Genomic DNA, 23635 nt, shown 5'->3' with positions numbered 1-23635 from the left:
ACAAACCGGGGATCAACCCCATATCAACAGGGAGATAACGATGAAACTGCTGAACCTGACCGGACTGAGCCTTGCAAGCCTGCTTTTGGCCACAACGGCCATGGCGCAAGACAAGCTGACGGCCGTGCATGCCTTTTCCCCCAACCTGATCTACACCCAAAGCTTTCTCGATTTTGTCGCCAAGGTGAACGAGGCCGGCAAAGGCGTGGTCGAGATCGAGGTTCGTGGCGGCCCCGAGGCGATCCCCACCCCGCAGCAACCCGATGCGGTGCGCGACGGCATCGTTGACATGGTCCACACGCCGGGCAGCTTCTACGCCGGGTCCTTGCCGGAAAAGGATGCGCTGGTCGGCTCGAACATCACCGCTGTCGAGGCACGGGCGAATGGCGGGATCGATCTGATCGATGCCATTCATCAGGAAAAGATGGGGGTGAAATACCTCGGCTGGTTCGACAGCGGCGTGTCCTACAACCTGTGGATGGCCAATGAGCCAAAGTTCAAGGACAATGGCGATCTGGACCTGTCGAGCGTCAAGCTGCGCGGCAACGCCGTCTACAACGCCTTTTTCACCAACTACCTCGGCGCACAGGTGATCGACCTGCCCACCGGTGAAGTCTATGGCGCGCTGGAAAAGGGCGTGGTGGATGCCACCGGCTGGACCCAGATCGGCCTGATCGACCTGAAGTGGAACGAATTCGTCAAATACCGCGTCGAACCTTCGTTCTTCTCCACCGACATCGGCGTGATCGTGAATCTGGAAAAGTGGAACAGCCTGTCAGAAGACTCGAAACGCATTCTGACCGAACAGGCCATCGCCCACGAAGCCGCCAGTGTCGCGGCCCAGACCGCACGGCGGGATGACGAATTCGCCCGCCTTGAAGCCGGCGGCATGACTGCCGTCACCCTTGGCGACGAAGCCGCCGCCCGCTATCTGGCCGCCGCCCGCGACGAGACCTTCAAGCGGATGCGCGAACAGATGGAACAGCACCCGGCGGGCCTCACCAATTACGACGCGCTGATCGAGAAGTTCTACGCCCAAACCGCTGCAGAGTAACGCTTTCACGGCGGCGCCCACGGGGGTGCCGCCGGTTTTCCTGCCGTGAAAGAAGGGCGACAGATGCAGGCAATCACGAAACTTTATGACCGATTGGTCGATGCCATGGCGCTGACGGCGGCGATCCTGCTGGTCTGGCTGATGGTCGCGGTGACGCTCTCCGTCGCCATGCGCAATTTCGGCGTTCAGCCCTTTGCGTGGCTGTTCACCTCGACGGAATATGCCATGCTCTACATCACCATGCTGGGCGCGCCTTGGCTGGTGCGGCAACGCGGCCATGTGCACATCGAACTGGTCACCGCCGCCCTGCCCGCCCCTGCCCGCATCCTCCTCAGCCGCGTCGTCGCGGCCGCCTGCGCGCTGATCTGTCTCTATCTGGGCTGGAAGGGCTATCAGCTTGTCCAGACCAATCTGGCGCGCGGCGATTTCGACGTGCGCTCCTACTATTTCCCCCGCTGGCTCCTGACGATCGCATTCCCTTTGAGTTTCGGCCTGATGACAGTGGAATTCGCCCGCTTTGTGTTCGGGCGTGAGGTCATGCACACGGGCGAGGCAGGTATACACGAATGATGTGGTATGAATCTCTGGCCCTTTTGCTGGGCGCCATCCTGTTTCTCATGGCGATCGGGATGCCGGTGGCGCTGGCCTTCATCGCCGCCAATATCCTTGGCGCGTGGGTGTTCATGGGGGGCGAGCGTGGCGTCACCCAGATGCTGAACAATGGCCTTGGCGCGCTGACCTCCTATGCCTTGGTGCCCATCCCGCTGTTCCTGCTCATGGGCGAAATCTTCTTTCACACCGGCCTTGGCGCGCGGATGTTCAATGCGATCGACCGTCTGCTCGGCCGCATTCCGGGGCGGCTGAGCTATGTCACCGTGCTGGGCGGCACCGGCTTTGCCACCATGTCAGGGTCTTCGATGGGCGCCACAGCGCTCCTTGGCTCGCTTCTGGTGCCCGAGATGAACAAGCGCGGCTACAAGAAACACATGTCGATCGGGCCTATCCTTGGCACCGGCGGGCTTGCGATCATCATTCCGCCTTCGGCCTTGGCGGTGCTTCTGGCCACCATGGCAAAGGTCGATATCTCCTCGCTTCTGATGGCGGGGGTGATTCCCGGTCTGCTGCTCGCCTGTTTCTACATCGCGACCATCTGGATCCAGACCCGGATCGACCCCAACGCCGCCCCCGCCTATGATGTGGAACCCACACCGCTGGGCGAAAAGCTGCGTCTGATCCTGCTGGATGTCGTGCCCTTGGTCGGCGTGATGGCCTTGATCGTGCTGATGATGCTGTTTGGCATCGCCACCCCGTCCGAGGCCGCCGCCTTCGGGGCCTTGGGCGCCATCCTTGTTGCCGCGGCCTTCCGCTGCCTGACATGGGAGGCCATCCGCAAATCCGTTGTGGGGGCGCTGAAAGTCACCCTGATGGCCTATCTGATCGTGTTCGGCTCGGCCACCTTCAGCCAGATTCTGGCATTTTCCGGGGCCTCGGGTGGCCTGATCGAATGGGCCACCAGTTTCGACCTTGCCCCCATCGTGATGCTGCTGGCCATGTTCGCGGTGCTGCTGGTCTTGGGGATGTTCATGGAGCAGATTTCCATGATGCTGCTGACCGTGCCAGTCTTCTTTCCGCTGGCGGCCTCCTTGGGCTTCGATCCGGTCTGGTTCGCGCTGATCGTGCTCTTGGGGCTAGAGATCGGCTTCACCTCGCCGCCGTTCGGGCTGCTCTTGTTCGTGATGAAAGGGGTCGCCCCGCCAGACACCACGATGCGCGACATCTACATGGCAGCCTTGCCCTATATCGGCTGCACGCTGCTGTTGGTGGCAACGCTGATCGTCTTCCCGCCGCTGGCGCTCTGGTTGCCGGGGCTCTAGCCCCGCCAGCACCGGACCGGCGCGGGGGTCCGTCTTGAAACAGGCAAAGGGCGCGGTCGCAAAGGCGGCACGCGCCCTTTGCCATTCCGCCCGTGGCGCTTGCGATGCCGCCGCCGCGACTCACCCGCCAGACCGGTGCCCTTCCCTGCGCGCCCCCTGTTGCGCAGCGGGGCAGGCGCGGCACTGCGCGGCAAAACCCGGGGGAAACGGCAAGACAGGAACACAAGGTCAACAGCGCCCCGCCGCCTGTGCGACGAAAGCCAGCGTGTCATCCAAGATCCCGCCGCGCGGTGATCTGACCTTAGGGAGTTGTGGTGAGCCGGACAGGATTCGAACCTGTGACCCGCTGATTAAAAGTCAGCTGCTCTACCAACTGAGCTACCGGCCCACAACTTGGGCGCTGATTAAGGTCAGTGGCGGGTGGGGTCAAGGGCAAAAGATGCAGGCTCTGGCAAATATCTTGGATCGGGCGTATATGGCCCCGCATGACCCAAATATTCCCGCCCCAAGGCCTGCCCTTCCTGAAAATGCATGGCGCCGGCAATGACTTCGTGGTGATCGACTCGCGCGCGCGGGCCGAAGCCGTGGTCACGCCCGCCTTGGCGCGCGCCTTGGGCGACCGCAACCGCGGCGTCGGCTTTGACCAGCTGGCCGAGATTCGCGCGGCCACGGCGGCGGACAGCGATTTCACGCTGGATTTCTGGAACAGCGATGGCAGCCGCGCCGGAGCCTGCGGCAATGCCACCCGCTGCGTCGCCGATCTGGTGATGCGCGGGCTGGGCCGCGATGCGGTGTCGCTCACCACCGCGCGCGGGGCGCTGTTCGCGCGGCGGCTGACCGATGGGCAGGTCTGGGTGAACATGGGCGCGCCGCAGCTGGACTGGGCCGCGGTGCCGCTGTCGCAGGCGGTGGACCCGCTGCATCTGCCGCTGCCCGGTGATCCGGTGGCGGTGGGCATGGGCAACCCGCATTGCGTGCTGTTTGTCGCCGATGCCGAAGCGGTCGATCTGGCCGCGCTTGGCCCGCGCTATGAGCATGACGCGCTCTATCCCCAGCGCACCAATGTAGAGTTTGCCTCGGCCCTTGCGCCCGATCATCTGCGCATGCGGGTGTGGGAACGCGGCACCGGCATCACCCTTGCCTGCGGGTCGGGCGCTTGCGCCACCGCCGTCGCCGCCCATCTGCGCGGGCTGACCGGGCGGCAGGTCACGCTGACGCTGGATGGCGGCGTGTTGCAGGTGGATTGGCGCGACGATGGCGTCTGGCTCACCGGCCCGGTCGCACATGTGTTTGACGGCTGGCTCAGCCCCGATTTTCTGGCAGCCCACCCATGAACGCCCCCGTTTTCGCCACGCTGGGCTGCCGTCTGAACGCCTATGAATCCGAAGCCATGCGCGAGCTGGCCGACTCGGCGGGCCTGAAAGGCGCGGTGATCGTGAACACCTGCGCCGTCACCGCCGAGGCGGTGCGCAAGGCCAAGCAGGAAATCCGCCGCCTTGCCCGCGAAAATCCGGGCGCGCCGGTCATTGTGACAGGCTGCGCCGCGCAGACCGAGCCGGAAACCTTCGCCGCCATGGCCGAAGTCACCCGCGTGATCGGCAACCATGAAAAGATGCAGGCCGACACCTGGGCGGGCCTTGCCGCGCCCGCAGGCCCCGATTTCGTGGGCCAGACCGAAAAGGTGCAGGTCGATGACATCATGTCGGTGCGCGAAACCGCAGGGCATCTGATCGACGGCTTTGGCCGCCACCGCGCCTATGTGCAGGTGCAAAACGGCTGTGACCACCGCTGCACCTTTTGCATCATCCCCTATGGGCGCGGCAATTCGCGCTCTGTCCCGGCCGGGGTGGTGATCGACCAGATCAAGCGGCTGGTGGACCGGGGCTTCCATGAGGTGGTGCTCACCGGGGTTGACCTCACCTCCTGGGGCGCGGATCTGCCCGCGACGCCGCGCTTGGGCGATCTGGTCATGCGCATTCTGCGGCTGGTGCCCGATCTGGCGCGGCTCAGGATTTCGTCGATCGACAGCATCGAGGCCGATGACAACCTGATGCTGGCCATCGCCAGCGAACCCCGCCTGATGCCGCATCTGCACCTGTCCTTGCAGGCGGGCGACGACATGATCCTGAAACGGATGAAGCGCCGCCACCTGCGCGACGATGCCATCGCCTTTTGCGAGGAAGCCCGCCGCCTGCGCCCGGACATCGTGTTCGGCGCCGATATCATCGCGGGCTTCCCGACCGAGACCGAAGCCATGTTCGACAACAGCCTCAAGCTGGTGGATGACTGCGGGTTGACCTTCCTGCACGTCTTCCCCTTCAGCCCGCGCAAGGGCACCCCTGCCGCGCGGATGCCGCAGCTGAAAGGCCCCGAGATCAAGGCCCGCGCCGCGCGGCTGCGCGCCAAGGGCGACGCCGCCTTGCAGGCGCATCTGGCGGCGCAGCAAGGCCAGATCCACCGCATCCTGATGGAATCCCCGCGCATGGGCCGCACCGAGCAGTTCACCGAAGTGGACCTGACCACGGATCAGCCCGAAGGCCAGATCATCACCGCGCGGGTGGAGGGCTTTGGCACGAGCCGCCTGACGGCGCGCGGGGTGCAAAGGTAGCTGCGCTCCGCGCGGGAGTATTTGGAAAAGGTGCAAGCCGAAAGGGCCGGGATGATTGCCGGGCTTTCAGGTTTTGGCGCCTTGGGTAACTTGTAAGACAAGTATTGACGACATAGCAGACATATCGCTATAGCTTTGCAAGACAGGGCCCGAATCCCATCGGATCGGCCCCGGGACGGCAAGGGGGGAGCGAATGATCATCACCGAGGTGGACGCGCGGGTGTTTCTGACCACGACGCGCCGGCATTCCGACAGCGCAGGCCATGCCCATCCGGGCCCGGCGCATCAGGTGCAGCAGGCGATGCTGACCATCCGCACCGAGGACGGGCATGAAGGCCATTCCTTTACCGTGCCAGAAATCGTGCGCCCGCATCTGTTGGACAAATTCGTGCGCAAGGTTCTGATCGGGCAGGATTATCGCGACCGCGAGCGGCTGTGGCAGGATCTGGCGCATTGGCAGCGCGGCTCTGCCGCGCAGCTGACCGACCGCACGCTGGCGGTGGTGGATTGCGCGCTGTGGGATCTGGCGGGGCGCACGCTGAACCAGCCGGTGCACAAGCTGATCGGGGCCTATCGCGACAAGGTGCTGGCCTATGGCAGCATCATGTGCGGCGACGAGATCGAAGGCGGGCTGGCCACGCCCGAGGATTATGGCCGCTTTGCCGAAACGCTGGTCAAGCGCGGCTATAAGGGGATCAAGCTGCACACCTGGATGCCACCTGTCAGCTGGGCGCCGGATGTGAAGATGGACCTCAAGGCCTGCGCCGCCGTGCGCGAGGCGGTGGGGCCAGAGATCCGCCTGATGATCGATGCCTTCCACTGGTATTCGCGCAGCGATGCGCTGGAACTGGGGCGCGGTCTGGAAAAGCTGGGCTTTGACTGGATCGAAGAGCCGATGGATGAACAATCCATGTCGTCCTACAAATGGCTGGCCGACAATCTGGACATCCCGGTGGTGGGGCCGGAAAGTGCCGCCGGAAAGCATTGGCACCGCGCAGAATGGGTGCGCCATGGGGCCTGCGATATCCTGCGCACCGGGGTGAATGACGTGGGCGGCATCACCCCCGCGCTCAAGACCATGCGCATGGCCGAGGCCTTTGGCATGGACTGCGAGGTGCATGGCAATACCGCGATGAACCTGCATGTGGTGGCCGCGTCCAAGAATTGCCGCTGGTATGAACGGGGCCTCCTGCACCCGTTCCTCGAATATGACGACGGGCATGACTACCTGAAATCCCTGTCCGATCCGATGGATGCCGATGGCTTTGTCCATGTGCCCGACCGCCCCGGTCTGGGCGAGGATATCGACTTCGATTTCATCGAAAACAACCGCGTCGCGTAACGGCAAAGGTCTGAAGATGCGCAGCATTCTGGCCTTTGGCGACTCGCTGACCTGGGGGGCCGACCCGGCCACCGGGCTGCGCCATCCGGCAAGCGCGCAATGGCCGCGGGTGCTGGAAGCCGGGCTGGTGGGCGTGCGGGTGCAGGCCGATGGTGTGGGTGGGCGCACCACCTGTCGCGATGATGATGCGGGCGCCGCCCCACGCAACGGGGCCAAGGCGCTGCCTGTGGCGCTGTCGGCGCAGATGCCGCTGGATCTGGTGATCCTGATGCTGGGCACCAATGACCTGAAACCCGTGCATGGCGGAATGGCGCTTTCGGCGCAGGCCGGGATGCGGCGGCTGGCCGAGATCGTGGCAACCTTTCCCTACAAGCCGCGCAGCGCTGTGCCCAAGCTCTTGATCGTGGCGCCACCGCCCTGTGGCCCCAATGCTGCCGGGGCGCGCCTGCCCGAGGAATCGCGCAAGCTCGCGCCGCTCTATCACCAGCTTGCCACCGAACTGGGGGCCGGGTTTTTCGATGCCGGAACCGTGGCGCAGGCCAGCGCCGTGGATGGCGTGCATCTGGATGCCGCCAACACGGCCGCGCTTGGCCGCGCCCTGATCGGGCCGGTGACCGCACTGCTTGCCTGACAGGCAAGAGGAACAGGCCCGCATGTCCGACATGCAGGCCCAACAAGGCGAGCCGCGCGCCCCTGACGCGGCGGGGAATGGGAGGAACAATGAAACATTTTCTGGCATCCGTGGCGCTTGGCGCGCTGCTGATCGGCGCGGCCCCGGCATCTTGGGCCGAAACGCCCGCCGATCAGCTGATCGTCGCCACCACGATGAACAACATCCTGACGCTGGACCCGGCCACCATCACCGGACGCGAGACGGTGCAGGTTCTGAACAACATCTATGACACGCTGGTGATCCTGTCGCCCGACGACCGGTCGATCCAGCCACGTCTGGCCGAAAGCTTTGAGGTCGCCGAAGACCGCATGTCGGTGCGCTTTACCCTGCGCAAGGATGTGACCTTTGCCTCGGGCAACCCGCTGACGGCGCAGGATGTGGTCTGGAGCCTCAAGCGGTTGATGAGCCTGAACCTTGCGCAGTCGTCCTTCCTGAAATCGCGCGGTTTCAGTGCCGAAACGGCAGATGCGCATTTCGTGGCCGAGGATGACCACACCTTTGTGCTGAACCTGCCAAAGCCTGATGATCCGAACATGATTCTGATGGTGCTGGCGCAGAACGGGCCGGGGTCGATCATCGACAGCCAGACCGCCATGGCCAATGAGGTGAACGGCGATTTGGGCGCGGGCTGGCTCACGCTCAATTCCGCAGGCTCGGGGCCGTTCACGCTCACGCAATGGGCGTCGAACGAATACATCATCCTGACCCGCAATGATGCCTATTGGGGCGCGGCCCCGGCGATGGCCCGCGTGCTGATCCGCCACCTGCCGGAATCGCAATCGCAGCGGTTGATGCTGGAACAGGGCGATATTGATGTGGCCTATTCCTTGCAGGCGCCTGACCTTGCGGCGCTGGATGCGAATGACGCGATCACCGTCGCCTCCACCCCCGGTTCGGGCTTTTACTACCTTGGCGTCTCGATGAAGGACGAACGCTTTGCCAACCCCAAGGTGCGCGCGGCGCTGCGCTTGCTGATTGATTACGATGGGTTGGATCAGGCCGTGATGCCCTATTACGGCAAGAAACATCAGCGCCCGCTGTCGACCGGCGTGCTGGGCCAACTGCCCGATCCGGGCTATACGCTGGATGTCGAAGCCGCCAAGGCGCTTCTGGCCGAGGCAGGCTATCCGAACGGCTTTTCCACCACCTTGCGCGTGCTGTCGGAAGATCCCTTCCTGAAGGCCGCCACCGCGATTCAGAACACGCTGGCGCAGGCGGGCATTCAGGCGGAACTGATCACCGGGTCGGGCGATCAGATCTATGGCGCGATGCGCGAGCGGAACTTTGAACTTCTGGTCGGTCGCGGCGGCGGCGGGCAGCAACCGCACCCCGACAGCAACCTGCGCGCGCTGGCCTATAACCCCGACAACAGCGACGAGGCGAAGCTCACCAATTACCAAGGCTGGCGCACCAGCTATTTCGATGCGGCGCTGAACGAAAAGATCGAAGCCGCCTTGCTGGAGCGTGATCCGACCCAGCAAGAGGCGATGTATCAGGAGATCCAGGTTTATATCGATGAAACCGTGCCCTCGCTGATCCCGTTTTCCGAAGTGGTCGACACCGCCGCCTTCCAGTCGGATATCGAAGGCATGATCGTCAGCCCATGGCTGTCGCGGTTCGAAGGGGTGACCAAGTCGCGCTGATCCTCCCTCAGCCGACTCACGGGCAGCGGGCGCATCGCAAGATGCGCCCGTTTTGCCATGCGCCCTGCCCATTGCCGGACAGAAAAACGCCGCGCCCCCGGTCAAGGGGCGCGGCGTTTGCGCGAGGGCCGCGTCTTAGCGCTGACCTTCGTATTCCAGCGAGGCCCCGATCAGCTCGCGCGCATAAGGATGCGTGGCACCGTTCCCGGCAATCGCCGACCGGGGCAGGATCTCGGTCACCTCGCCGCTTTGCATCACGGCAAAGCGGTCACACATATGATCCACCACCGCCAGATCATGCGTCACCATGATATAGGTGAACCCCCGCATCTCGCGCAGCCGCGCCAGCAGGTTCAAAATCTCCGCCTGCACCGACACGTCCAAGGCCGAGGTCGGCTCGTCCAGCAACAGCACCGCAGGCTCCAAGATCAGCGCCCGCGCAATCGCCACCCGCTGCCGCTGGCCCCCCGAAAGCTGATGCGGAAAGCGGTCAAGGAAATCGACGGGAAGCCCCACATCCACAAGGGCCTGCCGCATCCGCGCCTCACGGTCGCCCAGCCCATGAATCCGCAAGGGTTCGGCCAGAACCGTGCGCACCGATTGGCGCGGGTGCAGGCTGCCATAGGGGTCTTGAAACACCATTTGCAGCAACCGGCACCGCTCGGCCAGCGGCAGGCTGCGCACATCCTTGCCGCCAATCCGCACCGTGCCAGACCAGAAATCGGTCAGCATCGACACACAGCGCAGCACCGTCGACTTGCCCGACCCGCTTTCCCCCACAAGCCCGAAGCATTCGCCCGGGGCCACCGAAAAGCTGACCGAAGGCAGCACCTTGACGGTGCCAAAGCTGATCGACAAGTTCTCAATCTCGACCGATGCCGTCATGGCGTGCTCCCCTCTTTCCATTCCGGCCGACGGTCCAGCACCGCCAGTGGCCCGCGCGTGCCGCCAATGCGCGGCTGCGCCGCCAGCAACCCGCGCGTATAGGGGTGCTCTGCCGCATCCATGTCGCGCGCGTCCAGCGTTTCCACCACACGCCCCGCATACATGATCAGCACCCGGTCACAGAAATTGCGCACCAGATTCAGGTCATGCGAAATCATGATCAACCCGATCCCCCGGTCGCGCACCAGCCCGTCAAGGATGTTCAACACCTGCAACCGCACCGTCACATCCAAGGCCGAGGTCGGCTCATCCGCGATCACCAAATCGGGGTCCGCCAGCAACATCATCGCAATCATCACCCGCTGCCCCATGCCGCCCGAAATCTCGTGCGGATACAGGTCATGCACCCGCTCCGGGTCGCGGATGCGCACCGCCGCCAGCATCTCAAGCGTTTTCGCCCGCGCCTCCGCCTTATTGGCCGGGAAATGCCGCAGATAGGTTTCCGCCACCTGCGCCCCCACCCGCTGAATCGGGTTCAGCGAGAATTTCGGGTCTTGCAGGATCATCGACATCCGCCGCCCCCGCACCTTCAGCATCTCGCGTTCCGACAGGTCCAGCAGATCCACATCCTCGAACCGCAGCCGGTCCGCCGTCACCCGCGCGCCCGGCAGCAGCCGCAACAACGCGCGGCCCACGGTGGATTTGCCCGATCCGCTTTCGCCCACAATCCCCAGCCGTTCGCGCCCGAGCGTAAAGCTCACCCCGCGCACCGCATCTTCGGACGCGCCGTTATAGCGGATCGACAGGTTCTTCACGTCCAGAATGGCATCCTGCATCGCCTATCTCCGGTTCATCTGCTTGGGGTCCAGCGCGTCGCGCAAACCATCGCCCAAAAGGTTGAAGGCCAGACTCACGCACAGGATCGAAAGGCCGGGAAAGGTGACAAGCCACCAGCTGTCAATCATGTAGCGTCGCCCCGTGGCGATCATCGCGCCCCATTCCGGAAGCGGCGGCTGCGCGCCAAGCCCCAGAAAGCCCAAGCCCGCCGCCGTCAGAATCACGGTGGCCATGTTCAGCGTCAGCCGGATCACCACCGAAGGCAGGCACATCGGCATGATCGACTTCACGATGATCCGAAGCGAAGACGCCCCCTGCAACCGCGCCGCCGCGATGTAATCGGCATTGCGAAAGGTCATCGTCTCGGCCCGCGCCAGCCGCGCAATCGGCGGCCACGCGGTCAGCCCGATGGCGATGATCGCATTGTTCAGGCTGGGCCCCAGCGCCGCGACAAAGGCCAAGGACAGGATCAGCGACGGGAAGGACAGGAAGATATCGGTGATCCGCATCATCACCAGATCCACCTTGCCGCCGAAATACCCGGCCACCGTGCCCACGATCATCCCCAAAGGCCCGACCACGATTGTGACCAGAAAGATGATCGTCAGCGTGATCCGCGCGCCCCAGATCAGCCGCGAAAAGATATCCCGCCCCAGCTCGTCGGTGCCAAACAGATGCCCGTTGCCGGGCGGCTGCAACACATTGCCAAGGTTCTGCACATAAGGGTCATGCGTGGCGATCCACGGCGCCAGCGCCGCCGCGCCGATCAGGATGGCCAGCACAATCAGCCCAAAGGCCGACGTCGGCTGCCGCAGCAGAAAGGTCACGATATTGCGCGCCGCATACAGGGGCGCAGGCAAGGAACGGGTCTGCACGGTCATTTCGTCCTCGGGTCAAACAGACGATACAGGATATCGGACAGCAGGTTCAGCCCGATGAAGATCACGCCTACGATCAGCACACAGGTCATCACCGCATTCATGTCGCCGATGATCAGGTTGTTGGTCAGATATTGCCCGAACCCGGGCCAGGCAAAGACGGTTTCAATCAGCACCGCGCCTTCCAGCAGGCTGCCATAGGCCAGCGCCACGATTGTCACCAGCTGCACACGGATGTTGCCAAAGGCGTGGCGCCAGATGGTCTGCCCCTTGGACAACCCCTTGACCCGCGCCGTGGTCATGTATTCCTGCCCCAGCTGGTCCAGCATGAAACTGCGCGTCATCCGGGTGATATAGGCCGAAGACGAATAGCCCAGCAGGCTCGCAGGCAGGATCAGGTGGTTCACCGCAGATCGGAACACATCCCACTGCCCAGCCAGCGCGCTGTCGATCAGCAAAAACCCGCTGCGCGTGGGCACCATGCCAATATAGAACTGGCTCATCCGCCCCGATCCGCCCACCCAGCCCAGCGCGGCATAAAACACGATCAGCGCAATCATCCCGGTCCAGAAAATCGGCATCGAATGGCCAAACAGGCTGAACACCCGCACCACATGGTCGGGCCAGCGGTCCTTGTTTACCGCCGCGATCACGCCCAAGGGAATGCCAAGCCCCGCACCGATCAGAATGGCAAAGGTTGCAAGCTCCACCGTCGCGGGCATCACATGCAGGATGTCTTCAATCACCGGCTTGCCGGTGCGGATGGAATTGCCGAAATCGCCGGTCAGCACATCGCCCAAGTAACGCAGGAACTGCTCCCACAGGGGGCGGTCCAGCCCCAGTTGCAGATAGACCTGCTCATAGGTTTCCCGCGTGGCATCCTCGCCCACGATGGCGCGCACCGGATCGGCGGGCATCATCCGCCCGATCACAAAGGTGAGCATGAGCAGCCCCAGCAGCGTGACCGCGATCGTGGTGATCTGGCCCAGAATGCCGCGCAGGCGCGTTCGGCGAACAGACATGGTTTCCTCCCTCAGACAGGGCGCCCCGCCGCGAATCCGACAATGCGTCCGACATCTTTGCAAACCTGTCTGACAAGTCTGCCGCCGCCTGTCAAGCCTTCCGCGCGGTGCGCGCCTAGCCCAGTGGCCGCCCCGCGCGCAACAGCGCCTTATAGCGCTCCAGACTGCCGCGCAAATGCGCCCGCATCCGTTCGCGCGCGGCGGCGCCATCGCCTTCGATGATGGCATCCAGAATCTGGCTGTGCTCTTCTTGCAAATGCTGGTTGTAATCCTTGGGCCGCGCCCCCGGCGCACTGCCCTGCAACTCGCCGCGCGGGATGATCCCCTGCCGGATCAGCGTCAGAAACTCGGGAAAGCGGCGATTCTGCGTCGCCTCGGCAATCGCCATGTGGAAGTCGAAATCCACATCCCGCGTCGGTGCGCCCGCCTGCAACTGCGTGATCACCCGGTCATGCGCATCCATGATCGCCTCCAGCTGCGCGGGAGACCGTCGGGTTGCCGCCAGCGCCGCCGCCTCGATCTCACAGGCGGTGCGCAGCTCCAAAAGCTCGATCACCTGCGAAATCCGCGCGGTGGCAAGATCGTCAAAGGGGCGCGCGGGCTTGGCCTTGGCGCTGATGTCCAGCGCGAAGACCCCGGCGCCCTTGCGCGCCTCGACCAACCCATCCGAGCGCAGCGCCGCAATCGCCTCACGCACCACGGCGCGGCTGACGGAATGGCGGCGGGTCAGCTCGCTTTCGCTGGGCAGGCGGTCGCCGGGCAGAAAGGTGCCCGCCTCCAGATCCCGGCGCAGGGCGCCGCTGATCTGGTCCACCAAAGACCCCACGCCATCGCGCTTTTCACCCTCGCCCATCGCAGCCCTCCGCCCGGCCTGTCAGACATCTTGCCTTGCCAAGTGCTAGCCGCAACGCCCCTGCCCCGCAAGCGCTTATGCCAGCCGCGCCGCCAGCCAGTCAAAGGCCGCCGCCTGCCGCGCCGGGCCAAAGCTGTGCCCGCCTTCGGGCCGCGAGAGCATCAGCCGCTCTGCCGCCCCCGCCGCCGCCCAGATCGCCGCCAGCCGGACAAAAGCCGGGTCCACCGCCGCCGCCGGAAACAGCGGGTCACCTTGCGCCACCTCGGCCCAGAACGGGCGCGGAGCCGCCAATGCGGCCATGTCGGGCAGGTCCATCTGCCGATACAGCCCCGGATGCGCCATCCAGAACGCCGACTGCCCCCGCACCTGATTGTTGCCGGGCACCAGCAGCTCCGGCAGGCTCGCCATCCAGCCGATGCTGACCGTGGCCGCCACCCGCCCCGTCAGCGCCGCCACCTGCCACGCCCGGAACCCGCCCAGCGAAAACCCCACCGCCGCAACCCGCCCCGCATCCACACGCGGATGCGCGCAGAGCCAATCCAGCGCGCGGGCATCCTCCCAGGCCATCACCCCCGCCGCCGATTGCCCGATCTGCAACAGGTTCGCCGCCAGCGCCTGCTGCGCCTCATAGCCGCCGCCCGCGCGCGCGCCCCAGCCCAAGGCGTCCACGCACAGAACCGCAAACCCCCGCGCCACCAGCGCCGGACCGATCGGCTGCCCGCCAAAGAACCGCGCGGCCCAAGCCTCGGCCCCCGCATCCGCGCCACCCAAGGGCGGGATGCACTTTTCCTTGCCGATGCGAAACTCGGACCCATGGTCATGCAAGGCCAGCACCGCCGGGAATGGCCCCGGCCCTTCGGGCCACAGCATCAGCGCCGGCGCCTCCAGCCCATGCCCAAGATCCAGCACCCAGCTTTCCGCCCGGTGCCCGTCCCGGCCTTCCACCGCCAGCCGCCGCGCGCCCACCGCCACCTCCGGCAGATCGGCCAGCGCCAGCGCGCGCGCCACGGGCCGCGCCCGCGCCTGCCACGCCGCCACATCGCCGCCTGTCCAAGCCAGCGCGAAGCCGCGCGCCCGCCACTGCGTCAGCAGGGCGGGCACCAGATTGCCGTCCGAAATCATGCCTTACCGCCGATAGGGCGCGATCAGCGCCGCCATCATCTCTTCCTCTTCCCCGGTCAGATCCGCCAGCGGCGCCCGCACCCGGCCCGCGGCAAAGCCCTGCTGACGCACCCCCGCCTTGATCGCCGCCACCGCATAGCCCTTGGCCCGGTTGCGGATCGCCATGAAGGGATAGAAGAAATCATTCAGGATCCGCTCACAGGTGGCGCGGTCCCCGGCCCGCAGTGCCGCGTAAAATTCATTCGCCAACCCCGGCACAAAGTTGAACACAGCGCTGGAATAGGTGGTGAACCCCGCCCCCAGATAGGCCTCGGCATAAAGCTCTGCCGTCGGCATCCCGCCCAGATACATCAGCCGGTCGCCCATCTTGGCCGTGATCTGCCGCACCAGCGCCAGATCCCCGGTGCCATCCTTGAACCCGATCAGATTGGGGCAGGCATCGCACAGCCGCGCCAGCGTATCGGCCTGCAACACCGCATTGTCGCGGTTATAGACCATCACCCCCAGATCGACCGATTGGCAAACCGCCTTCACATGCGCGAACAGCCCCTCTTGCGGCGCGTCGATCAGGTAATGCGGCAACAGCAAAATGCCATCCGCCCCCACCTTCTGCACCGATTGCGCAATCTCCACCGCCATCCGGGTGCCATAGCCACAGCCCGAGACAATCGCCGTGTCCCCCGCCACCTCCTTGGCCGCCGCCACGATCCCCGGAATCTCGCCCGGGGTCAGCGAAAAGAACTCGCCCGTGCCGCCCGCCGCAAACAGCACCGGGGCCTTGTAGCCCGCCAGCCATTCCACATGCGCGCGGTAACTTTCGGGCGCAAAGGCACCGCTCTCGTCGAAATGGGTCACGGGAAAGGACAAGAGGCCGGAACCAAGGGCGGCCTTCAGCTCTGCGGGGGTCATGGAATCGTCCTCGTTCTGGAATGCTGACTGTGGGTGTAATGGCCACCTGCCTGTCAGGTCAATACTTATCATACAAGTTTGGCACATATTCTGCCACAGCGCCGCCCCGCACTGGACGCCCCGCCTTATCCCCCTGAATTTGCAACAGAACAACGGCGCTTGATATAAGATGTCTGCCCCAGTATCCTCTGACAACAGCATCCCAACCGCAAAAGGATACCGTGCCGATGGCGGCCACAGCCCTCAAATCCCCGCCTGCGCAAACGCTTGTCGTGCAGGTCCGCGATGCCTTGCGCGCCCGGATCACGGAAGGGGAGTTCAAACCGGGCGACCGCCTGCCGTCCGAAGCGCGCCTGACCGAAGGCTTTGGCGTCAGCCGCACCGTGGTGCGCGAGGCGATTGCCGCCCTGCGGTCAGATGGTCTGGTCGAGCCGCGCCAAGGCGCTGGCGTCTTCGTGCTGCCACCGCCGCCGCCCGATGATCTGGCCTTTCAGAATGTCGATCCGGCCCGCGTCTCCTCGCTGATCGAGATGCTGGAACTGCGCACCGCCGTCGAAGGCGATGCGGCGGGCTTTGCCGCCCTGCGCCACTCCCCCGCGCAGGAAGAGGCGATGATCGACGCCTTTCAGCGCTTTCGCCAGCTCGCGCTGGCGGGCCAGCCCACATCCGACGCCGATTTCGCCTTTCACATGGCGGTGGCCGAGGCCGCGAACAACCCGCGCTTTGCCGAATTCCTGCGCCTGACCGGAACCGCGCTGATCCCGCGCAGCGCGGTGGGGGGCAGCGATCCCGCCACCCCGCCCGATTACGCCCGCCGCCTGATCGAAGAGCATGAGGCCATCCTGACCGAGATCCAGAATGGCCACGAAGACGCCGCCCGCGCCGCGATGCGCGCGCACCTGCGCAATTCGCAGGCGCGCTATCGGCTCTATCTGCGCGGCACGCGGGTCTAGGCTGCCCTTCGGCGGCCAAGGGGGCCGAAAGCCGCGCCCCTTAAGCCACCGCCCGCGCGTCGTGCCGCAGGGCAACCGCCTGCGCCATCATCAAAGGCCCGGTGCCCTTGGCATCATCGGCGACGATACGCTCGGTCAGGTAATAGCCGGGGCTGCCGTCGCGGTAGCGCCCGGAAAAGCCGCCCAAGCCCGCCACATGGCAAATCCCGGTAAACTGCACCGCCTCGCCCTGCAAACGCCCTTCGGCAAACCGCAGCGCCCGCGCCTGCGCGCCCGCAAGCCCCGGCACCGCCAGCCCCAGTCCTTCGGCCACACCAAAGGCATAGGCAAACATCGCCGTAGCCGAGCTTTCGGCGTAATTCCCCGGCAAATCCGGCATGTTGATCACCTGCAACCAGCCGCCTTCGGCGCCTTGCACCGCGATCAACCGCGCAAGCAGCGCCTGTGTGGGCGCCAAAAGACCGGCGGCTTCAAAGGCGGGCGCCCCCACCAAGGCCGCCGCATCCACCAAGGCCATCGCCTGCCAGCCCAGCGCCCGCGCCCAGACGCTCGCCGATTGGCCGCTGCCTGCATCGGCCCAGTCCTGCACCCGCGCGGCATCATAGCCATGCGCATACCAGCCATCTTCCCGCCGCGTCAGATCCAGCGCCCGGCCCATCTGCGCCAGCGCATCCGACACCCGCGCCGCATCGCCCACCGCCTGCCCGTATTCAATCTGGAACGGCAGGCCCATATACAGCCCGTCCAGCCAGACCTGATGCGGATAGCGCAGCTTGTGCCAGTAGTTGCCGCTCTCGGTGCGCGGATGCGTTGCCAATTGCCGCGCCAGCCGCGCCGCGCCCTTCATCCAGCGCGGATCGCCCGTCCAGCGGTCCAGCGCAAACAGCACCCGCCCGCTCAGGATATTGTCGATGTTATAGTCGTCGATGCGATAGCCCCGCAGCGTGCCATCCTCGGCCACCTGCGGCGTGGCAAGGCGCAGCAGATGGTCGCGCCAGCGCGGCTCACCGGTCGCCTCGTGCAGCAAAAGCAAGCCGCGATAGATGCAGCCATCCTCATAGCACCAATCGCCGCCCTTATAGGGCTGATAGCGCGCCGCAAAGGCGTCGAAATACTCTAGCATGGCATGAACTCCTTCACGGTCAGCCCCCCGCGCGCCAGATCGCCCGGCGCTTCCATCTCGCAATGCTCGGCCAGCACCCCGGCCCCGGCCACCGCCGCCACACCATCCGCCATCAGAGGCGGCGCGGCAGAGGCGGCCTGTGCAAATTCCACCTCGGCCTGCGTGATCCGCACCCCGCGCACCGGCTGCTCGGGCAGGCCCAGACAGGCGGCAAAGGCCAGCCGCACGCCCCGCGCTTCGATCCGCTCCAGCGTGATCGCCTCAATCCGGGGCGTCAGCTCCGTCACAGGCTGCGGCGCGCGCGACTGCACCGCCTCGGAATGGCCGTCATGGTCGCAAAAGTAATGCATGTTGATCGCCAGCACGGTGTCCACCCCGTCAAAGCTCACATCCGACAGATGGATGCCCGACACCACGCCGCCGCGCCCGCGCCGTGTCTTGATGCGCAGGCCCCGGTCGGTGCCGCGCATCTCGCACTGCGACACCCGCACATCCGACACGCCGCCCGACATTTCCGACCCGATCACCACGCCGCCATGGCCATCCTGCATCAGGCAATGCCGGATGCGCACCCCGCGCGTTGGCGCCAGATGCGCAGCCCCGCCCGCATCGGTCCGCTTGCCCGCCTTGATCGCGATGCAATCATCCCCGGTGGAAAAGCGCACGCCTTCGATCACCACGCGCTCACAGCTTTCGGGGTTCAGCCCATCGGTGTTCGGGCTGTCGGGCGGGTTCTGCACCGTCACCCCGGCAAAGGTGATGTCTTGGCAGCCATAGGGATGCAGCGTCCAGCTGGGGGAATTGGCAAAGGTCGGGCCCAGCACGGTGACATCGCGGCAGCGGATCAGGTGCAAAAGCCGCGCCCGCCGCGCGCCGTCGCGCGTCTCCTTGGGCCAAAGCCACCAATCCCCGCGCGCCCCGCCGCCATCCACCAGACCGGGGCCGGAAATCGTGATGCCGCGCGCATCCATCGCCGTCAGAATGCCGCGATAGCAGGCCTCGGGCAGGCCTTCCCAACTGCCCCCCTCCGCCACGCCCAACTGTGGGAACCGCGCCCGCTCGGCCGGGGCGATCAGCGCCGCCCCTTCGGCCAGCCAGATATGCCGCCCCGACGGGATCAGCAGCGGCTCCACCTCCCAGCGCCCCGCCGGCACGATCAGCGTGCCGCCTTCGGGCACCGCGTCCAGCTGCGCCTGCGCGCGCGGCCCCTCACGCAGCACCTCCGCCCCCGCACAGGGCGGCGTCACAAACTCCAGCGGCGCAAAGCCCGCCGCCTCTACCCGCAGCGGCGTGCCCGGCGGCAGATCATACAACAGCGTCACCGCGCGGTCCGTGCGCCCCTCGCGCCGCAGGGCCGCCCCGGTCAGACGCCACGTCACCGCCTGCGGCAAAAAATACCGCGCGCCGGGCATGTCAAAGCGCAAGGCCACCGCGCGCGGCGTGACGGCCACCAACTCTATGGGTCGCATGTCAGGAGTCCTTCTGATCTGCGGGGCGCAGGCCTTTGCCGCGCGCCCCGCCAAGGGTCAGCGCCTATTGAAACTGGCGCAAAGCACGGTTGATGTCGTCGATGATCCCTTCCGCCGCGTCTTCCGCGCTGATCTGGCCATATGCGATGTTTTCCAGATAATCGGCAAAGGCCTCGCGCACGCGCGGGTGCTCGTTGAAGGACGACACCACCGGCCCCGTCCCCGCCAGCACGATGCCATTGGCCGCCGCGACATTCGGGTTGATCAGGTCTTTCTCGCTCAGCCGGTCAAAGGCCACCTTGCTGGCCGGCACCCCACGCGAATCCGACAGGATTTCAATGGCCTCGGGGTCGTTCAGCAGGCAGTTGATCACCTCGGCCGCCGCTTTGGGCGCCTTGGAATTGCGCGAGATCGAAAACAGCATCGACGGCTTGGCATAGGTCGCCTCGGTCACCGCGCCATCGATCTGCAACATCTTGACCGGCACCAGCTCTTGGCTTGCGCCCAGCGGATCGGCGTATTTGGCGTAGGCCGAATCCCATTCATAGGTGCCCGCGATCTTGCCTTCGGCCCAAGCCCGCATCTCGAACAGCTCGATATTGCCCTCGCCCGCCACCTGCCGCCAGTCGCGGATGGCCCCGGCCTCCACCAGCGACTGATAGAAGCGGATGCCCTCCAGCAACTCCTCCGGGGTCCAGGCCACGGTGTTGGTGGCGGGGTCGATCAGGTCCTTGCCGGTTGCCTGCGTCACCGCCATCGACACCAGAAAAATCGCGTTCAGCCCTGCCGCTTCAAACGGGTAGACATCCGCCCCCAGCTTTTCGCGCAGCACCGGGGCGGCGGCGATCACCTCGTCCCATGTCGTCGGCACCGCCAGCCCGGCCTTGTCAAAGGTGGTCTTGTTGAACATGTAGACCCGCCCGGTGGTCGACACCGGGATGCCGTTCAGCACGCCGTTCATCTCGCCCCCGGCCAGCTGCGCGTCGGAAAACTGCGACAGGTCCAGCACATCGGCATGGGCGCGCAAGTCCACAAAGCCGCTGCCATCGGCCGAAAACAACGGCAACCACGGCCAGTTGATCTGCATGATATCGGCCTCGGTCCGCCCGGCGATCTGGGTGGTGATCCGCTCCTGATGCCCCGACCAGCCGGTGAATTCCGCCGCCACCGTATGGCCCAGCTTTGGCCCGCAATAGTCCAGCGCCGCCTGCGTCTGCGCATGGCGGGCATCTCCCCCCCACCACGACATCCGCAGATTTTCCGCCTGCGCCGTGGTGGCCAAAAGCGCCCCCAGCAGACCCGTCACAATCGGTGTTGCCATCCGTCTCATTGAATTCCTCCCTCAGTGAGATTGCGCCAGCGAGATATTCGCGCCGGTTTCGTCGAAAACATGCGTCATGCCGGGGTCCAGCGTCAGGTTGACCATCGCGCCATGATCCAGCCCCGCGTAATCGGCGGCGGGCAACACGGCCACCAGCCGCACCCCATCCACCGCCAGATGCAGCACCACCTCGTGCCCCATGAACTCGGCCCCCACCACCTGCGCCTGCAAGCCGGGGCCTTCGTTCACGCCCAGATGCTGCGGGCGAATGCCCAGAGTCACCCGGCCCGAATGGGGCTTCAGCCGCGCCATCAGCTCGGCGGGCAAGGTCACCGCCTGCGCGCCCAGATGAAAGCGCGCGCCCTCCAGCCGCCCTTCCACCAGATTCATCTCGGGGCTGCCGATGAACCCCGCCACAAAGGCATTGGCGGGCTTGTCATACAGCGTCTTGGGGTCGGCCACCTGCATGATATGGCCATCCTTCATCACGCAGATGCGGTCGCCCATCGTCATCGCCTCGGTCTGGTCATGCGTCACATAGACAACCGTCGACGACAGGCCCTCGGCCTTCAGCCGCTTGTGCAGATCGGTGATCCGCACCCGCATCGAGGCGCGGAGTTTCGCATCCAGATTCGACAAAGGCTCGTCGAACAGAAACACCTCTGGCTGCTTGATCAGCGCACGGCCCAGCGCCACCCGCTGCGCCTGCCCGCCCGAAAGCTCTTTCGGCAGGCGGTCCAGCAGCGGCTCGATTTCCAGAATCCGCGCCACTTCCGCCGTCTTGCGCTCGATCTCGGCCTTGGGGGTGCGCATCAGGCGCAGCCCGAACGACAGGTTCTTGCGCACCTTCATATGCGGATACAGCGCGTAATTCTGGAACACCATCGCAATGCCCCGCGCGCCGGGCTGCAAACGGTTCACCACCCGGTCGCCAATCACGATCTCGCCGCCTGAAATGCTCTCCAGCCCGGCAATCATGCGCAGCGTGGTGGATTTGGCGCAGCCCGACGGCCCCACCAGCACCATGAACTCGCCGTCCTTCACATCCAGATTGATGCCATGCACCGCCTTGAACGTATTGGCATAAGTCTTCTCAAGGTTGCGGATTTGCAGTCTTGCCATGGGATTATCCTTTCACTCCACCGGCCGAGATGCCTTCGATGAAGTAGCGTTGGGCAATGAAGAACACGATCAGCGCAGGCAGCAGCGCCAGCACCGACATCGCCAGAATGCGGTTCCAGTCAAAGGCTTCGGTCGTGTCGATCGACAGCTTCAGCGCCAGACTCACGGGGAAGCTTTCCACCGAAGACAGATAGATCAGCGGCCCCAGAAAATCGTTCATCGTCCACATGAACTGAAACAAGGCGACCGAGATCAGCGCCGGCAGCAGCATCGGCACCACGATATAGATCAGCGTCTGAAAGCTGTTGGCCCCGTCCACCCGCGCGGCCTCTTCCATGTCGCGCGGAATGGCGCGCAGGAACTGCACCAGCATGAAGACAAAGAACGCATCCCCCGCAAAGGCCGACGGCACCCACAGCGGCAGATAGCTGTCCAGCCAGCCCATTTCGCGGAACAGGATGTATTGCGGAATCCGCGTCACCACATTGGGCAACAAGAGCGTGGCGATCAGGCTGGCAAACAGCACCTTCTTGCCCGGAAACTCGAACCGGGCAAACCCATAGGCCACCACCGCACAGGAAATCGCGGTGAAAATGGTCTTGGGCAGGATGATCAGGAACGTGTTCCAGAAGAACCGCCCAAAGGTGTAAGGGGTCGAAGTTTCCCACCCCTTGCGATAGCCGTCCAGCGTCGGCGCCTCGGGGATGAACCCGATCGAGCCAAAGATCTCGGAATTGGTCTTGAACGACGCCCCCACCAGCCACAGCAGCGGATACAGCATCACAAATCCCACCGCGATCAGCAGGGCATAGCGCACGAAGGTCTGCACCTGCTCGGCCCGGCGGTCGGCGCGGCTATGCGCCATCGGTTTGGCCGGGGCCACAGCGCTCAGCGGCATCCGGGTTTCGACATTGCTCATCCCTCAGCTCCTCTTGTCGCCGGCGTAATAGACCCATTTCTTCGAGGACCAGAACGCCACCACCGTCAGAACCATGATGATGATGAACAGCACCCAAGCGATGGCGGACGCATAGCCCATGTTGAAGTTCTTGAAGGCCTCGTCATAAATATACAGTGGCAGCAGATAGGTAGACTTCAGCGGCCCGCCCCCGGTGATGACATAGGGGCCGTTAAACTCTTGAAACGCCTGCACCATCTGCATGATTAGATTGAAAAAGATCACCGGCGTGATCAGCGGCAGGGTGATGTGCCAGAAACTCGCCCACTTGCCCGCGCCTTCAATCGCCGCCGCCTCATAGAGCGATTTGTCCACCGCTTGCAGCGCCGCCAGAAAGATCACCATGGCCGAGCCAAACTGCCATGTGCGCAGCAGCGTGATGGTGAACAACGCATTCACCGGATCGCCAAACCAGTTCACCGGCTCCAGCCCGATGGAGGTCAGCACCAGATTCACCAGCCCGGCATCGGCAAAGATATAGCGCCACAGCACCGCCACCGCGATCGACCCGCCCAGAATCGAGGGCACATAATAGGCCGTGCGGAAAAACCCGATGGCGCGCAGCCGGTAATTCAGGATCACCGCGATCAACAGCGCAAAGGCCAGCTTGATCGGCACCGTCAGGAACACATACAAAAGCGTCACGTTCAGCGAGCGCTTGAAGGTGCGGTCCGTCGTCAGATCGGTGAAATTCGCAAGGCCAGACCACACCGGCGCGTTGATCAGGTTGTAATCGGTAAAGCTCAGATACAACGACCCCAGAAACGGGATCATCGTGAACACCAACAGCCCGATGATATAGGGCGCCAGATAGGCCAGCCCCAGATAGCGGCTTTCCATCGCTCACCCCTCTCCTGACAAGATCCGAAGCGGGCCATGCGTGAAAACACGGTCCAGCGCAGCCAACTGCGCAGGCAAAACTGCCGTCATCAAATCGCTCCTCCCCCGATCCGATTGACTGTGCGGGATAGGCTCCACACTATGTGGTC

22 protein-coding genes and 1 tRNA gene are annotated in these 23635 nt (G+C 64.8%); 9 read left to right on the top strand and 14 right to left on the bottom strand.

Annotated elements, in window-relative coordinates:
- The first annotated feature begins 40 nt into the window (after window positions 1–40).
- The 3 genes from dctP to CUR21_RS14315 all read left to right on the top strand — a co-directional run bounded on the left by dctP (window position 41) and on the right by CUR21_RS14315 (window position 2928).
- Window positions 41–1054, top strand: a complete 1014-nt coding sequence (gene dctP, locus CUR21_RS14325; RefSeq protein WP_100197738.1) for a TRAP transporter substrate-binding protein DctP — start codon at window positions 41–43, stop codon at window positions 1052–1054.
- Between the two features lie 63 nt (window positions 1055–1117).
- Window positions 1118–1624: a TRAP transporter small permease gene (locus CUR21_RS14320; RefSeq protein ID WP_100197737.1), complete on the top strand. Its 507-nt coding sequence runs from the start codon at window positions 1118–1120 to the stop codon at window positions 1622–1624.
- Window positions 1621–2928, top strand: coding sequence for a TRAP transporter large permease (locus CUR21_RS14315; RefSeq protein ID WP_100197736.1), 1308 nt, complete (start codon window positions 1621–1623; stop codon window positions 2926–2928). The genes CUR21_RS14320 and CUR21_RS14315 overlap by 4 nt, the downstream gene beginning before the upstream one ends.
- A gap of 312 nt (window positions 2929–3240) precedes the next feature.
- On the opposite strand, the gene CUR21_RS14310 is transcribed toward CUR21_RS14315, so the two are convergent.
- Window positions 3241–3316: transfer RNA gene (locus CUR21_RS14310), tRNA-Lys, on the bottom strand.
- A 97-nt stretch (window positions 3317–3413) separates the two neighbouring features.
- Between CUR21_RS14310 and dapF the strand changes: the two genes are divergently transcribed.
- The 5 genes from dapF to CUR21_RS14285 all read left to right on the top strand — a co-directional run bounded on the left by dapF (window position 3414) and on the right by CUR21_RS14285 (window position 9194).
- Complete coding sequence (gene dapF / locus CUR21_RS14305) at window positions 3414–4262, top strand: diaminopimelate epimerase (protein WP_100197735.1); 849 nt, start codon at window positions 3414–3416, stop codon at window positions 4260–4262.
- Window positions 4259–5536, top strand: coding sequence for a tRNA (N(6)-L-threonylcarbamoyladenosine(37)-C(2))-methylthiotransferase MtaB (gene mtaB, locus CUR21_RS14300; RefSeq protein WP_100197734.1), 1278 nt, complete (start codon window positions 4259–4261; stop codon window positions 5534–5536). Before dapF ends, mtaB begins: the two co-directional genes overlap by 4 nt.
- 193 nt (window positions 5537–5729) lie before the next feature.
- Window positions 5730–6878 (top strand): mandelate racemase family protein, encoded by a 1149-nt coding sequence (locus tag CUR21_RS14295; RefSeq protein WP_100197733.1) that lies wholly within the window; start codon window positions 5730–5732, stop codon window positions 6876–6878.
- Window positions 6879–6894: 16 nt separating this feature from the next.
- The gene (locus CUR21_RS14290; protein ID WP_100197732.1) at window positions 6895–7509 is read left to right on the top strand and encodes an SGNH/GDSL hydrolase family protein; all 615 of its coding nucleotides are present in this window, start codon (window positions 6895–6897) and stop codon (window positions 7507–7509) included.
- Between the two features lie 89 nt (window positions 7510–7598).
- Window positions 7599–9194, top strand: coding sequence for an ABC transporter substrate-binding protein (locus CUR21_RS14285; RefSeq protein ID WP_100197731.1), 1596 nt, complete (start codon window positions 7599–7601; stop codon window positions 9192–9194).
- 135 nt (window positions 9195–9329) lie between these two features.
- Here CUR21_RS14285 and CUR21_RS14280 read toward each other — a convergent pair whose 3' ends face one another.
- The 7 genes from CUR21_RS14280 to kdgD all read right to left on the bottom strand — a co-directional run bounded on the left by CUR21_RS14280 (window position 9330) and on the right by kdgD (window position 15700).
- Window positions 9330–10079 (bottom strand): ABC transporter ATP-binding protein, encoded by a 750-nt coding sequence (locus CUR21_RS14280; protein WP_100197730.1) that lies wholly within the window; start codon window positions 10077–10079, stop codon window positions 9330–9332.
- The gene (locus CUR21_RS14275) at window positions 10076–10915 is read right to left on the bottom strand and encodes an ABC transporter ATP-binding protein (protein ID WP_100197729.1); all 840 of its coding nucleotides are present in this window, start codon (window positions 10913–10915) and stop codon (window positions 10076–10078) included. Before CUR21_RS14275 ends, CUR21_RS14280 begins: the two co-directional genes overlap by 4 nt.
- Window positions 10916–10918: 3 nt before the next feature.
- The gene (locus CUR21_RS14270; RefSeq protein WP_100197728.1) at window positions 10919–11797 is read right to left on the bottom strand and encodes an ABC transporter permease; all 879 of its coding nucleotides are present in this window, start codon (window positions 11795–11797) and stop codon (window positions 10919–10921) included.
- A complete protein-coding gene (locus CUR21_RS14265) occupies window positions 11794–12816 on the bottom strand; it encodes an ABC transporter permease (protein ID WP_100197727.1) in 1023 nt (340 codons plus the stop codon). The genes CUR21_RS14270 and CUR21_RS14265 overlap by 4 nt, the downstream gene beginning before the upstream one ends.
- 115 nt (window positions 12817–12931) lie before the next feature.
- Window positions 12932–13669 (bottom strand): FadR/GntR family transcriptional regulator, encoded by a 738-nt coding sequence (locus CUR21_RS14260; RefSeq protein WP_100197726.1) that lies wholly within the window; start codon window positions 13667–13669, stop codon window positions 12932–12934.
- Between the two features lie 75 nt (window positions 13670–13744).
- Window positions 13745–14791 (bottom strand): dienelactone hydrolase family protein, encoded by a 1047-nt coding sequence (locus CUR21_RS14255; protein ID WP_100197725.1) that lies wholly within the window; start codon window positions 14789–14791, stop codon window positions 13745–13747.
- 3 nt (window positions 14792–14794) lie between these two features.
- Entirely contained in the window at window positions 14795–15700 is a 906-nt protein-coding gene (kdgD, locus tag CUR21_RS14250) for a 5-dehydro-4-deoxyglucarate dehydratase (protein WP_100197724.1), read from the bottom strand.
- A 227-nt stretch (window positions 15701–15927) separates the two neighbouring features.
- Here kdgD and CUR21_RS14245 point away from each other — a divergent pair, with 227 nt between their 5' ends.
- Entirely contained in the window at window positions 15928–16653 is a 726-nt protein-coding gene (locus tag CUR21_RS14245) for a FadR/GntR family transcriptional regulator (protein ID WP_100197723.1), read from the top strand.
- A gap of 40 nt (window positions 16654–16693) precedes the next feature.
- On the opposite strand, the gene CUR21_RS14240 is transcribed toward CUR21_RS14245, so the two are convergent.
- The 6 genes from CUR21_RS14240 to CUR21_RS14215 form a co-directional block, all read right to left on the bottom strand.
- Entirely contained in the window at window positions 16694–17776 is a 1083-nt protein-coding gene (locus CUR21_RS14240) for a glycoside hydrolase family 105 protein (protein ID WP_100197722.1), read from the bottom strand.
- Window positions 17770–19245: a glycoside hydrolase family 28 protein gene (locus tag CUR21_RS14235; protein ID WP_100197721.1), complete on the bottom strand. Its 1476-nt coding sequence runs from the start codon at window positions 19243–19245 to the stop codon at window positions 17770–17772. Before CUR21_RS14235 ends, CUR21_RS14240 begins: the two co-directional genes overlap by 7 nt.
- 64 nt (window positions 19246–19309) lie before the next feature.
- Window positions 19310–20566 carry an ABC transporter substrate-binding protein gene (locus tag CUR21_RS14230; RefSeq protein WP_100197720.1) on the bottom strand — a complete coding sequence of 419 codons (1257 nt, stop codon included), beginning with the start codon at window positions 20564–20566 and terminating at the stop codon, window positions 19310–19312.
- A gap of 21 nt (window positions 20567–20587) precedes the next feature.
- Window positions 20588–21688, bottom strand: coding sequence for an ABC transporter ATP-binding protein (locus tag CUR21_RS14225; protein ID WP_100197719.1), 1101 nt, complete (start codon window positions 21686–21688; stop codon window positions 20588–20590).
- A 4-nt stretch (window positions 21689–21692) separates the two neighbouring features.
- A complete protein-coding gene (locus tag CUR21_RS14220; RefSeq protein WP_100197889.1) occupies window positions 21693–22553 on the bottom strand; it encodes a carbohydrate ABC transporter permease in 861 nt (286 codons plus the stop codon).
- Between the two features lie 57 nt (window positions 22554–22610).
- Window positions 22611–23486 carry a carbohydrate ABC transporter permease gene (locus CUR21_RS14215; RefSeq protein ID WP_100197718.1) on the bottom strand — a complete coding sequence of 292 codons (876 nt, stop codon included), beginning with the start codon at window positions 23484–23486 and terminating at the stop codon, window positions 22611–22613.
- Window positions 23487–23635: the final 149 nt, after the last annotated feature.

The organism is Pseudorhodobacter sp. MZDSW-24AT (assembly GCF_002794355.1).
Lineage (GTDB): Bacteria > Pseudomonadota > Alphaproteobacteria > Rhodobacterales > Rhodobacteraceae > Pseudotabrizicola.
The sequence above is the reverse complement of the archived record's forward strand: the minus strand, read 5'-3'. Positions and strand labels throughout refer to the sequence as shown.

Excerpts from the sequence above, each read along its gene's own strand:
- dctP (WP_100197738.1), top strand. The coding sequence starts at position 41 with ATGAAACTGCTGAACCTGACCGGACTGAGCCTTGCAAGCCTGCTTTTG.
- CUR21_RS14320 (WP_100197737.1), top strand. The coding sequence starts at position 1,118 with ATGCAGGCAATCACGAAACTTTATGACCGATTGGTCGATGCCATGGCG.
- CUR21_RS14315 (WP_100197736.1), top strand. The coding sequence starts at position 1,621 with ATGATGTGGTATGAATCTCTGGCCCTTTTGCTGGGCGCCATCCTGTTT.
- dapF (WP_100197735.1), top strand. The coding sequence starts at position 3,414 with ATGACCCAAATATTCCCGCCCCAAGGCCTGCCCTTCCTGAAAATGCAT.
- mtaB (WP_100197734.1), top strand. The coding sequence starts at position 4,259 with ATGAACGCCCCCGTTTTCGCCACGCTGGGCTGCCGTCTGAACGCCTAT.
- CUR21_RS14295 (WP_100197733.1), top strand. The coding sequence starts at position 5,730 with ATGATCATCACCGAGGTGGACGCGCGGGTGTTTCTGACCACGACGCGC.
- CUR21_RS14290 (WP_100197732.1), top strand. The coding sequence starts at position 6,895 with ATGCGCAGCATTCTGGCCTTTGGCGACTCGCTGACCTGGGGGGCCGAC.
- CUR21_RS14285 (WP_100197731.1), top strand. The coding sequence starts at position 7,599 with ATGAAACATTTTCTGGCATCCGTGGCGCTTGGCGCGCTGCTGATCGGC.
- CUR21_RS14280 (WP_100197730.1), bottom strand. The coding sequence starts at position 10,079 with ATGACGGCATCGGTCGAGATTGAGAACTTGTCGATCAGCTTTGGCACC.
- CUR21_RS14275 (WP_100197729.1), bottom strand. The coding sequence starts at position 10,915 with ATGCAGGATGCCATTCTGGACGTGAAGAACCTGTCGATCCGCTATAAC.
- CUR21_RS14270 (WP_100197728.1), bottom strand. The coding sequence starts at position 11,797 with ATGACCGTGCAGACCCGTTCCTTGCCTGCGCCCCTGTATGCGGCGCGC.
- CUR21_RS14265 (WP_100197727.1), bottom strand. The coding sequence starts at position 12,816 with ATGTCTGTTCGCCGAACGCGCCTGCGCGGCATTCTGGGCCAGATCACC.
- CUR21_RS14260 (WP_100197726.1), bottom strand. The coding sequence starts at position 13,669 with ATGGGCGAGGGTGAAAAGCGCGATGGCGTGGGGTCTTTGGTGGACCAG.
- CUR21_RS14255 (WP_100197725.1), bottom strand. The coding sequence starts at position 14,791 with ATGATTTCGGACGGCAATCTGGTGCCCGCCCTGCTGACGCAGTGGCGG.
- kdgD (WP_100197724.1), bottom strand. The coding sequence starts at position 15,700 with ATGACCCCCGCAGAGCTGAAGGCCGCCCTTGGTTCCGGCCTCTTGTCC.
- CUR21_RS14245 (WP_100197723.1), top strand. The coding sequence starts at position 15,928 with ATGGCGGCCACAGCCCTCAAATCCCCGCCTGCGCAAACGCTTGTCGTG.
- CUR21_RS14240 (WP_100197722.1), bottom strand. The coding sequence starts at position 17,776 with ATGCTAGAGTATTTCGACGCCTTTGCGGCGCGCTATCAGCCCTATAAG.
- CUR21_RS14235 (WP_100197721.1), bottom strand. The coding sequence starts at position 19,245 with ATGCGACCCATAGAGTTGGTGGCCGTCACGCCGCGCGCGGTGGCCTTG.
- CUR21_RS14230 (WP_100197720.1), bottom strand. The coding sequence starts at position 20,566 with ATGGCAACACCGATTGTGACGGGTCTGCTGGGGGCGCTTTTGGCCACC.
- CUR21_RS14225 (WP_100197719.1), bottom strand. The coding sequence starts at position 21,688 with ATGGCAAGACTGCAAATCCGCAACCTTGAGAAGACTTATGCCAATACG.
- CUR21_RS14220 (WP_100197889.1), bottom strand. The coding sequence starts at position 22,553 with ATGGCGCATAGCCGCGCCGACCGCCGGGCCGAGCAGGTGCAGACCTTC.
- CUR21_RS14215 (WP_100197718.1), bottom strand. The coding sequence starts at position 23,486 with ATGGAAAGCCGCTATCTGGGGCTGGCCTATCTGGCGCCCTATATCATC.